Annotated in this window: 11 protein-coding genes; 5 read left to right on the top strand and 6 right to left on the bottom strand. The window is 56.6% G+C overall.

Going from position 1 to position 13,796, the window contains the following annotated elements; all coding sequences use genetic code 11:
- Positions 1-136 precede the first annotated feature (136 nt).
- The 5 genes from DES53_RS32595 to DES53_RS25870 all read right to left on the bottom strand — a co-directional run bounded on the left by DES53_RS32595 (position 137) and on the right by DES53_RS25870 (position 3,962).
- Entirely contained in the window at positions 137-814 is a 678-nt protein-coding gene (locus DES53_RS32595) for a hypothetical protein (protein WP_147263621.1), read from the bottom strand.
- A 175-nt stretch (positions 815-989) separates the two neighbouring features.
- Complete coding sequence (locus tag DES53_RS25885) at positions 990-1,346, bottom strand: hypothetical protein (RefSeq protein WP_170157413.1); 357 nt, start codon at positions 1,344-1,346, stop codon at positions 990-992.
- A 96-nt stretch (positions 1,347-1,442) separates the two neighbouring features.
- On the bottom strand, positions 1,443-2,609 hold the full coding sequence (locus DES53_RS25880; protein WP_281270209.1) for a WG repeat-containing protein: 1,167 nt from the start codon (positions 2,607-2,609) through the stop codon (positions 1,443-1,445).
- Between the two features lie 250 nt (positions 2,610-2,859).
- Positions 2,860-3,603 (bottom strand): cysteine peptidase family C39 domain-containing protein, encoded by a 744-nt coding sequence (locus tag DES53_RS25875; protein ID WP_147263620.1) that lies wholly within the window; start codon positions 3,601-3,603, stop codon positions 2,860-2,862.
- Entirely contained in the window at positions 3,600-3,962 is a 363-nt protein-coding gene (locus tag DES53_RS25870) for a hypothetical protein (RefSeq protein ID WP_147263619.1), read from the bottom strand. Before DES53_RS25870 ends, DES53_RS25875 begins: the two co-directional genes overlap by 4 nt.
- A 555-nt stretch (positions 3,963-4,517) precedes the next feature.
- On the opposite strand from DES53_RS25870, the gene DES53_RS33600 reads away from it, so the two are divergent.
- A complete protein-coding gene (locus DES53_RS33600) occupies positions 4,518-5,270 on the top strand; it encodes a helix-turn-helix transcriptional regulator (RefSeq protein WP_211325693.1) in 753 nt (250 codons plus the stop codon).
- A gap of 253 nt (positions 5,271-5,523) precedes the next feature.
- On the top strand, positions 5,524-5,679 hold the full coding sequence (locus DES53_RS33210) for a hypothetical protein (protein ID WP_170157411.1): 156 nt from the start codon (positions 5,524-5,526) through the stop codon (positions 5,677-5,679).
- A gap of 195 nt (positions 5,680-5,874) precedes the next feature.
- On the opposite strand, the gene DES53_RS33595 is transcribed toward DES53_RS33210, so the two are convergent.
- The gene (locus DES53_RS33595; RefSeq protein WP_211325692.1) at positions 5,875-6,870 is read right to left on the bottom strand and encodes an RNA 2'-phosphotransferase; all 996 of its coding nucleotides are present in this window, start codon (positions 6,868-6,870) and stop codon (positions 5,875-5,877) included.
- A gap of 726 nt (positions 6,871-7,596) precedes the next feature.
- Between DES53_RS33595 and DES53_RS25845 the strand changes: the two genes are divergently transcribed.
- From DES53_RS25845 to DES53_RS25835, 3 genes are all read left to right on the top strand, one after another.
- A complete protein-coding gene (locus DES53_RS25845; RefSeq protein WP_170157410.1) occupies positions 7,597-8,379 on the top strand; it encodes a hypothetical protein in 783 nt (260 codons plus the stop codon).
- A gap of 107 nt (positions 8,380-8,486) precedes the next feature.
- Positions 8,487-9,215 (top strand): hypothetical protein, encoded by a 729-nt coding sequence (locus DES53_RS33200; RefSeq protein WP_170157393.1) that lies wholly within the window; start codon positions 8,487-8,489, stop codon positions 9,213-9,215.
- A gap of 252 nt (positions 9,216-9,467) precedes the next feature.
- Positions 9,468-13,778 carry a WD40 repeat domain-containing serine/threonine protein kinase gene (locus DES53_RS25835; protein ID WP_170157409.1) on the top strand — a complete coding sequence of 1,437 codons (4,311 nt, stop codon included), beginning with the start codon at positions 9,468-9,470 and terminating at the stop codon, positions 13,776-13,778.
- Positions 13,779-13,796: the final 18 nt, after the last annotated feature.

The raw sequence follows: 13,796 nt of genomic DNA, 5'->3' as shown, positions 1-13,796 counted from the left end.
CAAGGCAGTCGATCCGCAATGGCATTGCCACATATCCAGCGTGGATTCCTGCCCATGCAGATCCCGCTTCAGACGAGCCGCGTCTCTCATGTTGACTGAGCCGTGAATGGCCCGAGGGCTCTGACATCTTTGCGCTCTATTTTCTCTTCTTGATCCCTCTTTGTCTGGTCAGGCACGCCTGGCAGACGACTTTTCCGCGCGCAGTGAACTCACCGTCAAATTGCGTTATTAATTTTTGACCGCAACGGCTGCAGGTCGTTCCTGCTATCTGTGAGGGGCCGGATGCTGCAAAGGTTGACGCTTCCTTCCGTGTGGTGTGACGCGAATCGCAGAAAGGTTGCGCCTTCACTTCCCAAGGAAGGCATTGCCCGAGAATCCACGCGACCAATCCGGCTGCGTTTACCGACGCTACAGGAGAAGGAATCAACGAAATAGCCACCCAGAACACCAGCAGTCCCGTCCCAAGGGCGACTGCGGTTAACAACGCACCCCATACCACAGCGGGCCAATGCAGGGACGTCCATTGGAGCCGTGATCGAGACCAGGTGCGCACGGGCAGCCAGGGGATACCCAAAAAAGACAACCAGATCGTGGCAAGAGTCTCGCCATCCCGCCGTTGAGAGAGTACCGCCTTGGAAACACCCCAGCCCGGTTCACCGGGACGGTAGGGCCAGCCGCCAATCATCAAAAGCCAACCTCGCGCTCCCAGCCACGAGATTACTAGCCCAATGGGCAGGAACCAAAGGCTGTAGTCTACGGCTACAATAATCAATCCCACTGGGAGGAGGAAGAAAATGCCATCCAAGAAGATCATGGTCGAATATTGGAGTAGTCAGTTGTCGATTCGACTGCGCACCAGTCAAGCCGCGCAGCGTGTAAATCAGTTGCGCACGAAAAATCCAGAGCGCCTCTGAACTGCAACAGCTTCATTCACTGGCGGTGGCGGGTTCGAGTTCCTGTGTCAGGTTGACCAGAGTTAAACGTGGCATTCAACGTTTCCTTCCGAAAAGCATGAAAGCCAAACCCAATATTGTACCTCCCAGGCCAATGACGAGTGCAGTTTTGAAGACGCCGTAGTTGTGCTCTACAATTTTGTCACTCGTGACCAGATAGTCGTCCATGATTCTATCTTTTTGGCCCAAGTGATTCCGCAATTCATCAAACGAGGAGGAATTCGCAATGTCGGGTTTCGAGGGCAATTCTGGCCGAGCAGGAAGCTCTTTCGTTTGGAACAGATAGTAGAGTGTCGCAGCCGAAAGGCTGGCTATGACGAGAGTAAGGCCAAACGCTTTTTTCATCACCGGGTTGAATGATTTTGAAATATTGGATGAGTGGGCTTTAGGCAAGCAAGATTGTAAGGCTGAGTGCTACATGAGGAGCGGTGTCAGTTGGCTGTATGGCAGTTCACATCGAGCCGGAACCTGGATGAGGCTGCCCTACGATCATGGGGTTGCTCGGTCTGTCTGCGGCGGGGCTTCATCTAGCGGCGAAGGAATTTCAAACCATCGAATTGCCTGTCCGCTTTTCAGGTCGACAAAGGCGATCCGCCCCTCGTGACTTACCAAGCCAAATCCATCCTGAACTGGGTAGGCATGATCCCATTGAGGCTCAATAGTGCGACCGGTGGCCATTTCGACGTAGCCTTCCTTCTCGCTCCTGACTGCAATGGCATAGCCTTCGGCCATTTCGCGGAGGTGATCCCAAATTGGGGGAACGGTCTCATGCCCCTCCGTGTCGATGACGCCAAGTTTCCCATTCTTATTGATGATGGCGAAACCATTGTTAAAGTTCCAAGTGTTCTCCCACTGTGGGGAGAGCGCGTAGGTGCCGTCGGGGCGAATGTATCCCCACAGCCCAGACGGTGTCTGAACTCCAGCAAGGTTCTCAGGAACCGAAAATCCCCGCACGAGCTTCCACTGTTCCCGGAGTATCACGGTGCCATTCTTACCGAGCAACATCCACGAGTTTGATGTAGAGTCCTTTTGAACGAAAGCAACCGGTCCTTCAAAGGGCCACGCCACACCATATTGCATGGGAACAATCATTTCGCCTTGGCGATTGATGTAGCCCCACTTATCGCGATTTCGAACGCGAGCCAGGCTATCAGAGTCTGGGAACGCCCTGGCTTCATCCCAGGAGGGTTGGATCACCACTTTCCCGGTTCGGTCGATATACCCCCATTTCTCGTCGGATTCGACAGGGCATAGTCCGGCCTGAAATCCTAGCGCATTGTCCCATTGAGCAAGGATGACCATCCGTGCTTTGCCGTCGATAAAGCCATACTTTCCGGCGACTTTCACCAGGGCCAGTCCCTCCGTGAATGGAAGAATGTCTTCAAACTTCGACGCTGATGCAGTCAGGGATTTCCCGCTCGCATCGATTAGACCTCCGCGGCGTGTGGCTCCCGCCTTCTCATGTACAGTTTCCCTGACAACCGCTACGCCGTCCTGTAAGGGACCAACTGCGTCCCAGAATCGACCGCCCACCCAGCCATCAGGTGTGAGGATCGCAGCCCTTTGGATGGGAAGGGGAATAACCCGCCACGATTTTTGGGGTCTGTCATCGGCGACTGAGGCACCGCACGTGAGAACACTCCATGCCACCGCCATGCACCAATGGACCGCAGGAAAACGAACTCGAATACAGTAAGGAAGACACATGTTGGCTCATCAAGATGGGTGTGGTGAAACCTGAACTTATTTCAGCGAGGTGTTGCACGTATTCTTGGCGTCATATCCCTACGACCTTAGTCAGATTTGTCGCTTTTTTGGAAACAGCGAAGGCGCATGTCGAGCGGTAAAGAACCTAAGTGAGGCCAAATGGTGGCCACGATGCGCCGAATGGGTCTTGGGGGCTGACTCACTTGCCTATGAGGAGGTACTTCGCGTCCTGCCGCCGCCAGAACAAGTCAAGCCACCACATTCCGACGTTTCGGTATCTACCACTGGCGGGGTCCATGAGGGTATATTTCTGTGCAATGCCATTCGTGTGAGAACCTGAAGACGCGGTGAGTACGACGAAGTGCCGCTGCCACTGGCTTGGGTTGGCGTGGAAGTCCGGCGATTTCTGCACGGCACGTATGTAACTCCACATCCCACCGATGCTGGGTGGGAAACGTAGCAGAAGGATGAGAGGGCGTTCATCAGCGAGTTGCAGGTTGACCTCTTTGTAAGGATCCAATCCCTCAGAGCCGGCTTGCATGACGTAGGCTTCAAATCCGTGCCGTTTTGCCAGGGTTGCGAGCGAAGCCAGGCTCGATGGCTGTACGCGGAGTTCCAGTGGTAATTTCGCGGAAAGGTCGACGCCCCAGAGCTTGGCGGCATGCTCCAAAGCGGCGATTCCGCAATCGTGACGGGTTTGCTGCTCTATTGGCGTGGGCTTGTCAAAGGCCAGTGGTGAGGTTTGCGTAGCACGTGAAACCTCGGGAATCTTCACATTGGCATGTCCGAGGCTCTTTTGAGCGCACTGGGTGAAAGCAAACAACGACACCGCAAGAGCTAGAGAATTGACACGCACTCCACGTCTCATCTGTATTGTGAGAAATTCTCCGTCAGTTCCGAAGGTTCGAGGCTGACGGAGAAATTGATAGGTGAAGACAATCAATTCGAACTGGGTGTGCTATAACCACGCATATCCTCGGTGGTCATCTCCGTTCCGACTCCCGTTCCGAAATTCTGGTTGAAGTTTTCCGATGCGCGATTTTCGAAGGTGCTTGTGTTGCTTCCTGCGTATAAACATCCAATGACCAGTAGCACGACCAAGACGATCATCAGTGCTTCAGCAGTAAACTCACCTTCTTCGTTCGCGAATCCTGCAGGCAAAGTCTCTGTTCGTTCCGCGTAGTCATGCTTCTCGGCGGCGTTGAGATGGCGTGGCGCGGCTTGAGATTTTTGAGATGTCACCAGCATAGCTATGCAAAGCATCAGGGTGATCGCGATGTTCTGTGTAGGATTGAGTTTCATGTGGGTTGATGTTGATGTCGTGCTCATTGGTTGCGGGTTCGGTTTGAGGTCCTTGGCCTTCGCACTTTGTCCTTTTTGCAGGAAAACGAGTGATGTCCCAGTGCCTGGATTTCGGTGCTCGTATTGCGAAGCGTTTGCTGGGCGTGTAACCTGTCACGGGTGGCGAGCTGCCAGGATACGGCGAGCGCGAAAAAATCGGAGATCCTACCTGTGCTCCGAAGGGAGCGGCAGGGAGTATCAAGTCGGCCGCCATACTGATCCAACGCCTGAGTTTCGATGGGCTGAAAGGAGTCAGCGTGATCGCACGCTTCGCAAGAAGGCAACAATAGCCAGGCAACAAGAGAAGGAAAAAACAAAGTAGGTTTCGAGTTGGACTTCATCTGCAGAGCTCGTTGGGCGCCGTTTTTTCAAGTGGACGATCAAGATCGCGAATGGGGGGGATCTACGCAAATACGCAGCGAGCTGCCATACGTCGAAAGACGCATAGACAAAAAGATTTTGCTTGCAGTTGCACTGGGTTTTATGCACCCTCAGCAAGTTGGTTCTGACCCCGGTATGAGCCTAACTCGCCTGCCTGCTATCCGCCTGCAAAACTTTAACGAGGCCTTGCTCTCGCTTTATCACGAGCCTCACGACCAGGATCCGGTCAAGGCACTGATGAACGTCTTGCTTCAGATTGTCCCGCATGCTTGGATGAGTGTGGATGAGATATCCAGGAATGGAATTGCGAGCCATCGCGCCGAGCACAATCGCGCAATCTGGTGGCCCAAGGATCACGCCGAGGTTCTCACGGCGGTGGCTCACACCAACCCACTCATTGCTGTGGGTTTCCTGCCAGCAGTCAAATTGTCAGACCTTTGCACCCTGAGGGAATTTCGGCAAACCGCTTACTTCAGCGATTTTTTCGGGTCCTCGCCCTCTCTTCGCGATCAAGCAGCGCTCGTCGTGAAGGTACCCGGGGGGCGGCTGGGATTTTGCATGTCGCATGAGTGCCCGTTTTCGGCGGAGGATATCTTGTTGCTTGAACTGCTCCAACCTCACTTTCAGAATATATTGAACCGGGCGCGTCAGTACTTGAAGCTTCCGGCTGACCCGCCGCTGACCCCTCGCGAAAGGGAAGTGTTGCATTGGCTGGCGGAAGGCAAGCGGGATGCTGAGATTGCCGCAATCGTCCAAGCGAAGGAGCGCACTGTGAAGCAACATGTGCGGGCCATTCTGCATAAACTCAGTGTGGAAACCCGTACTGCAGCGGCAGCAGCGGCATGGCGGGCGCGATTGCCACAAGGCGGCCCAAACTTTCATCCGTGACCTCATGCCTGTCGCCTATCCTCGGCGCTTGCAATCCTAAGCCGGGCAACCAGCCCGCGACCGCTTGCTGCACAAAGTTGGTGATAGGCAATCATTTGGGTGTTCGTTGAAGCTGTCGAGGCAACTGGAGGTCGGGAAGCCTGCCTGTGCGAATGAGCCCGAATTCACAATACTTTGAGGTGGGGTGCGGGCTCTCATCAAGCACCTCAAAGTTCACGCTCCGCTCGGAGTTGACGATGTAGTTCAGGACCAGTTGACCACTCTTATCGCGGATCTGGCCGCCATCGGCTTGAAAGCTGTGGATTTCGTAGACCTTGGCGTCTTTGCCGGGCCACTGGTAGATGAGAAGGAAGTATCTGCCGTGAACTACCAGCCGAGCCATCGCGGGGCCTCCATTGGGATCGGCTAGAGCCCAGACTCCTTGGAGGTTGAGCACTTCTCGGGTGAAGGTTTCCTTCTGATTGCTCCCTATACTATCCCTGGCGGCAGGTGTGTCACTGAGACAGTTGAGGGTGCATAGCAACAGCCAGATGGGAATGAAGCTCCGGCGCAGTGGGCGAGGTAAAACAATCGTATTTTTTCCGAACATGCGACATCGGATTCATTACACATTCATCGATCGAAACAAATGTTCCACTTCCACTAGGAGGGAATCAATGGTTTCACTACTTGTCTTGTGGGGCGGATGCCAAGGAATCCATTCGTAACCAGCATGTTCGGTGATCGAAATTGCGGGATCATCCGCGAGCCACCCCAGAAAGATGGAAACGGTCTTCTTAACTCGTTTGCCGCCCAGCCTACGATACCGAGGGTAATATGTCGAGTCGTGCCGGAACCCTTCCAAAAGTTCCACACAATTCGGTGTCAGTCCTGTTTCTTCTCTGAGTTCGCGCAGGGCGCATTGCAGTTCAGACTCCCCATCAACGCGGTGGCCTTTGGGTAAATCGTAACGATCTGCATGTCGCATGAGCAAGAAGGCAAGCTGGGGCGTCCGGCGGAAAACGAGAAAGCCACAGGATTGCAATTCTGGAATCACGTCTATCGACTCAGTAGCTGCTGTGGGAATCTCGATGAATCCAGGCGGGACCGCGTCAGTCAACCACACGCCATTGTCAGACCGGAAGAACAAATGACCCTTGGCTGCCATTTCTGCTGAGCGGACAGTCAGCGCGACCGGCTCTCCATGCCGCTTTCCTACTTCCACAGCTGCCGCCTCATCGTTGGAAAGGTGCACATGCCGGCGTGAACCAGGGCGCAATCCTTCCGCACGAATCGAGGCGATTCTATGCGTGGCTGTTCCATGATACAGCAAGTTCGGTGGCTGAGTGTGGCTCAAACCCAAATCAATGGCAACCGAGTGCCCCTGCACAGCCCGGATTTTCGATCCGTCGTCACTCAGGGCAAAACGACGCTTGTCGTCTTCGGCAACCACTCTCGCGAGAAGATCCCGGCTCAGATCGTTGCCGCGAAGTGATGCGCAAGTGATCAATTCATCCACGTCGGCCCAGCCGGTCCCATCAAGCTCCAAGCCAATATCTTCGGGTCTATGTCTCAGCACACGGCTCAAGAACTTGCTGGTTTTCACGATAAGGGCGCGCATGGATGCTGTAGTTGAAGCCATTCGTCTTCTCAAGTGCAAGCGGACATCGCTCTGAGGTGGTGTATTTTGCAGAATTTTTCGAGATCTTGTTCAGGTCGGAGAAACGGGAGCCAAGAAAGGTTGTGAGCAACACATTTCCCTTCTCCCGCACCCAGGTTCTGAACCAAGCGATGAGCCGCAAGGCCCCTCGTAAGGCGACCAGCACTGGAGCATGCGGCACTTCGGAAGCGCGCCTCATGTCTTACAACATCCTCGATAACATGAAACTGGTTTATTCCCTTGTTGCCGTCCTCGGCCTCGCCTCCACCGCCAGCGCGCAGTGGGTCTGCCATCCTTCCCCGTGCGTTCCGCCTCCGTACGCTCAGGTACTCCCTCCGGGGGGCTGCCACTCGGGGTTCATGATCCCTCCTCGTCCCTGGTTGCCCGTTCCGCCCCCGTGTGGGCCCGCCCCTCTCCCGTACTACGAAGAGATTTACGTTCGGCCCGACACGATGCCCCACGAATATTCGGAGGAGCGCATTTCCCGTAAACGCAGGGTGGTGGAGGAAAGCGAGGACATTCTCCGCGTGAACCACTTTGGCTACTAAAGCAACTTCACCTGTGGCGCGTCGCAGCCTTTAGATGCGCGGCCACGGGCTCTTGTGCCTCACCAACGCCTTCTTCAACGTTGTCTCTTACCTTTAATTATCCCTCTTGAATTCCAAACTCATTATCTCCGCCATCTCCATGAATACGTCATCTCATCTTGCCATTCTTCTCGTCGGCCTCAGCGCCCTGGTCGCGCCGCTTCATGCGGAATCCTACCGGATGCACACCTCGGAGCAGCGCTCTGAGTACACCGAGCAAAATTCCATCCGCACCCCCGGACAGGAGTTTTTTCAGAGCCTGCATGAGTTCGACAACCACTTCCGCCAGGAAGAGCACCGTTCCGGACGTGGCGGCAGCCACTCCCGTCTTACGGAAAACTATGAACATCTTCGGGACCGCGCCACCCGCGTGGAACAGTGTGGTGGGTTCGCTTCGCCCGAGGACAGCCGTTCCTTCTTCCAGGAGTGGCGCCAGTTCGAGCGGGACGCATCCAGCCTGCAGCAGGAAAGCTCGGACACACCGTACGGTCGCTCTTTCAGCGAGTCCCTCAGCCGCATGCGAGAGCAGGGAAGTGAGTTCCAGATGCAGTCCATCAATCACCTGACTGGTGAGGCGCAGAGTTGCGGGTTCCTCCATAAGATGCGCGATCTGGACAAGCAGGTCACAAAGTTGGAGAGCCGTGGCGGGCGCTTCAGCCCCGCTGTGCACTCCGCCCTCACGGAGGTTCATTCGCTCCATGATGAGGCATTGGATCTTCATCTCCGCATGCCGGGGGTGAAGCTGGATCACAGCTTCCGCAATCGTCTGGAGCGTGCGGAGCGCACCCTGCGCGAAGAAGGCTCTGGCTGGATCAACGACGAGCACAGATCCCTCTTCAATCTCATGACGGATGTGAATCTCACCCTGGAGCTCGATCGCTGATCCACATCTCCCCGTGTCCTCTGCCATGGTGGCACCGCCCCTGCCGCATCCCACGGCGAATCGGCGCCACCACGACGCCCTGAACAAAACACGAATTTTCTCCCGCCATGCAAACCACCTTTGCCTTCAAAGCCTCCATCTTTGCCACACTTTGTGTCGCCTCCCTTGTGGTATATGGCGCCGCCGGCACCGCGGCGCCCGTGCCCCCTCCAGCACCGGCACCGGCACCGGCACCGGCACCGGCACCGGCATCCTCCGTGGCGCCCGCCAGCGTCACCGCTCCCCAAGCCACGCCCACACCCGACCAGCACACGGTTCCCCCGGCACCCCCCGAGGTCCCGGCGACGGACGTTCCAGCAACTGTGCCACAGGTGAACGTGGTCCCATCCATTCCTCCTGCGGCAGCGTCGCCTGCTACTCCTCCTAGTCAGTCGAAAGCCCGGGTATCCAAATCTGCCGCACCCCAGATCCAGGCAAAAAACAACACCGTGGTGCTTGAAGGCTGGCGTTATGAACTTCGCGGACCATTCCTCATCCCGGTGGGGCCAGCCAAGTCCTTCCCCAGCCGGTTGACCGTGGAAGGCCGTGTCTACAAGATGGGCGCCCTGGCGGATTTGGGTGTTTTTCCACCCACCTATCGCTTGGAGGATGCCTCCCCGGAGTGGCAGGAAACTCCACCGACTGTCTCCTCCGGAAAGGGCTTCAAGACGGAGAACTGGTCCTTCGACGCCGGGCGAGGCAGGGGCTCGCGCACCAGGGGCTCCTATGAGGTGCCCGATGGCAGCGGCTATTTTGAACGCGAATCAACCCAGTGGAGCTCCTCCACCAGCCGGTGAAAAAGAGAGGGACTTTTACGATTGACTCGTGGTGGGCGACGGTGGCATGCAATAAGAGGCAACGCCAGCGCCGCCCCTCCTGCCAGACGGCTTCACCTGCACCTCCCCATCCTCCTACCTGCTGCTATGGGTACTGCTCTCGCCACATGCTTCTGCTGCCAGTACCCCGTCGATGAGAAATGGACGGATCAGGTTTGCCCTAACTGCAAGCATGACCATGCTAGGCATACCACGGAGTGGCGCCCTGGTGATGTGGTCGCACGGCACCGCCTCATCAATCTCATCGGTGCCGGAGGAATGGGCGAAGTGTGGCGTGCTGAAAAGCTGCCTGAGGGTACGGCCCTACCACAGGGAGTAGCTGGCGAAGCCCGGGCAGAATCTACCATGCTGCGTGCCGTGAAGTTCATGAAGGTGGTGACGCCGGATTTGATTTCGCGTTTCCAGCACGAGTGTCTTCAACACGCCCGGCTGAATCACCCCAATATCGCCACCCTGCACGATCACGGCGTCTTTGAGCGCTACAAAGGCGGAGATGGGCACCCCTTTATCTCGATGGAATTGGTTGAATGCCGCCGAGTCGTGGATACCTCCGCAAGTGGAACGGCGCATGCGCCCACACACAGACGCAGCGTGACGATCACCGAGTATGCGGACCTGTTCGGCCTCACGGTTCAGGAAAGGATTCGTCTCTTCATCAAGGTCTGTGCCTCCGTTAGCTACCTGCATGCCGTGGCCAGAATCACCCATCGGGATTTGAAGCCCGAGAATATTCTGGTTTCCGATGTGCATCAGGATCCGGAGCCAAAGCTGATCGACTTTGGCATTGCTCGCATGACGGAAGGACCGGGGCTGACCCGGGACCAGTTTGTGAGTCCTGGCACTTACACCCACATGGCCCCCGAGCAACATCTCTCGAAGCTGACCACGCCTGCGACGGATGTCTATGCCCTGGGGTGCATACTCTGCTCGCTGCTCATCGGGCGGCTGCCGCATGAAGAAAATGAATTGCTGGCGATAAGAAAGCATAACAAGTCCGTGGGCAAGGTGCTGGAGGAAAATGACCCCCCACGGCCGGGCGCCCTTTTTGAACGCCTCACAGAAAGTCAGCAGAAGGTGGTGGCCGAACGGCGGGGCACGACTCCCCAGGAACTGGCCCGCTTGCTCAGAAGTGACCTGGATTGGATTGTCCGCCGCTGCTTGCTAGGCGACGTGCCTGAAGAGGGGAAAGCAGACACTGCGGGTTCTAAAAGCGAGCGATATGCCAGGCCAGACCAACTCGCACGCAGTCTCACGGACTTCCTGGAAGGGCGCCCGGTTCCCGATCATCCGGGCCTTTTCTATCCCCTGCGGAAGCTGGCCCAGCGCCATCGTGTGGTGGCCATTGCCGCGGGGATAGCCCTCATGGCCCTCGTTGTAGGTCTGGGTGCCAGTCTCTATTTCCTGTCAAGCTCCCGGGAATCAGAAAGGAAGGCGCTTTCATCCAAGGATAACGCAGATAAGGCCACAGCGGCCATGCGAACCGCAGTCGATAATCTCGAGATTGAAGCCAAAGAGAAAGAAAACGCCCTCATGGAAGCCCGAGCCGCTGAGCGACGGGCCAAAAAAGCGGCAGAGACGGCTAGAATTTACGCTGTGGAGGCGTCTACCCAAGAAAGAGCAGCTGAGAAAGCCAGATTAGAGGCCGATGCCAATGCCGGGCGAGCCAAAGAACAAAGCACAAAGCTGCTGCATCAACAGGTCCGCCTGCATATCGCCAATGCGGCACGGCAGTTTTTGGATGGTCAGGAGCGTCACGCCGTATTGTCCCTCGTGGAGGCATTGCGTCTTGATCCTGCCCAGTCGGAGGCGCGGGCGGCGTTGCTCAACCATTTGGTGTATCAGACGCCTCCCGCACCATTGAGTACACGTGTCGCTGTACCGGCTGGTGAGAGCGACATCATTTTCACCGATAACGGCCGGAAAGCTTTGGTTTTCCACGGTAGTCGCGGGCTATTGATATCGCTTCCCGATGGCAGCACTCGGGAAGAGTTGAGAACGGAGTACGGTTTCGGCCATCCGTTTTTTTTAGGCGACAATAACACTTTGATTTCTGTCGGTAGTGGTGGGGATGGAGCGGATGGATTCACCTTGGTCAGTTATTGGGATACTTCAAAGTCACCTGCCCGACGCCGGGATTTTCGCGTAGGACCTCAAGTCGTGTTGAAGCCACAGGAAAAGCAGGGAAGCATGCTGGTGTTGGTTTACGATGAGGGTAACTATGTCGAAAGCCGGCGATATCCGCTGTTGGACCTGAGTGAGAATCTAGCGAAGACAGTCTCTCAGGAAGACTCCGGTATCGCTGACAGGAACATGGCGGACGTGAGTGTCTACCCGCTGCACACCCACTCCCCAGATCAGACGTGGCAGTTGCAAAGGCAGGGGGGCTGGCACAGTGAAGAGCCTGCCACCTTCGGCTCGAAGCTAGGGAGGATTTTTGGCAAGGGCCATGAAACTCCCGCTACCTCCGGGGAGCCGGTGCATTGGGCCTTGTTTCGACTGGGAGAGAAGAAGCCCAGGGTCAGTTTCGAACCTTCCACCCATCTTTGCTTTGCCTCGGACAACCAGCATCTGCTGGCGGTCCAGGGTGAGCAGGTCGACCTCCTGCATCTGGAGAGTGGCAAGGCTGTTGCTACTACCGCCGTTCCAAGTGCAGCGGTGTTTAGGGACGGGCTTGCAGACATTCGCTATCATGCTCCTACCCAGCGTTTCGCCGCACTGGACACTGCGGGCGGTCTCTGGATCTGGAAGCGTCTGAAGGGCAGGCCTTTGATCGAGACGGAAACTGTCGATCTCGATCTCACCGGTTCGACAGAATGGGCCTTCGGCCCTGAAGAATCCATACTGACCTGGAACCGGCAGGGACGGCTCTTTCTCTGGGACTTTGGGGACCGGCCCCAGGAACTTATCAATGCCGGATGGAAAAAAAGACCGCCGTCGGATGAAGACAGCAGCGGCTCAACGTCGGGAAATGGGCCTGGCACAGGCGCCACAGGAGTGGAGTGGCATCCCACCCCACGGAAGCTCGATCCGGGAGGGCGGATTGCTTCAGTGAAGGCCTGCCCCGACAACAGGCACTTCGTGGTCCTGTGCCAGGAAGGCTACGCAGCCGTGTGGACGAAGGAGAGCGCCTCTGCCCTCCCTGGCCGGACACCTTTGGTCAAGACCCCGTCTTTGAACCCAGGCGCCAGCATCGTATTCAGTGGTGACGGCGGGAGAATCTTTGCCTCAGAAAATCTGCAGCAGGATAGCCGGAGCGAGAAAGCAGCCATGTGGGCGGTGTGGAATGCCAATCCATTGTCTCGCGCCTCAATCATCCTGCCTCCACAAGCAAGGGGAGGGCTTCAATCGGATTTGACCGGAAGCAGACTGCTGGCCGGAAAAACAACTTATATCCTGAACGAAGAACGCACACAATATGCAGTGGCTCCACCCGCGATCCCCAAGAGCTACGACCTACGATGGGGCGAGAATGACTTTATCCGCATGAACTCCGACGGCTGGATTCTGGCACACCTGCAGAATACGGATCCAGACTCGGACCCTATTCGCGTGGGACTCTGGCGTTTCGGAAAAAACGAGCCAGTTCTTGCCAAGCAATGGGAGAATACGCGGCATCCACTCAAAGAATCTGTAAGTTATTTACAGGACATGGCGCTGTCTCCCGACGGTTCGACGCTGCTTCGTTTGAGAGAGGATGGGCTTGCTGAATTGTTCGATTGCGCCACGGGAAAGATCCTGTGGAGCCAGATCTTCAAAGGGGCTGCACTGTCCCACGTGGCTTTCGTGCCCCAGGAGTCTCTCGTTATCATTCACTCGGACGAGGGAGCGCAGCGTCTTCTCCTTCTGGACGTGAAGACAGGTCAGGTGCGAGGCATGGTCGAATCCGTCGAAGACCTGGGCAAGATTCAAGTGAGCGACGACCAGCGGACGCTGGTGAGTTCCAATGACACCAGGATTCGCTCCTGGGCTATTCCAAGTCTCGTGGAATCTGCGTATTATCGGCGGAACTCGGAGCCTTGGGAGGATCCCGACAAGGTTTCCAGCTATGCCAGTCAGGATGCGGGATTGCATCAGGCTCAGGTGTCCGCCGATGGCACGCTCGTGCTCGCCGTCTCTTCAGTGGAGCACTCAGGCGCGCACCTGGAACTGGCGCACCTTGCCTCCGGCCTGCCGCTTGCCCTTGTCTGGCTGAGGGAACACGGCATCGCGGCGCTGCCCCCGCAGGTGACCCGTGAGGGGATAACAGTCGGCGGTGTGGATGGCAGCATCCATACCTGGCCCCTGGCTCCGCCAGGCTCCGAGGCAGTCCCCGATGCCTTCATCACTACAGTGCACGCAGTTCTTGGGCTTAAAATGAAAGGGAACATTGCCGTGGAATTCCATGATCAAGGGGAAACACTTGCCCAGGCCCGGGCGGCACTCACGGCGACACATGACGATTCCAATGTTTACCTGCGCGTGGCGCAGTGGCTGCTCTCGGCTCCTGCTGAGCGAAAATCGAATCCATTTCTTGGCGCACCCTAGGTGTGGAACCCTCAAAAG

This window comes from Roseimicrobium gellanilyticum, from assembly GCF_003315205.1.
Classification (GTDB): Bacteria; Verrucomicrobiota; Verrucomicrobiia; order Verrucomicrobiales; family Verrucomicrobiaceae; genus Roseimicrobium; species Roseimicrobium gellanilyticum.
This window is presented reverse-complemented; position numbering and strand designations above follow the sequence as displayed.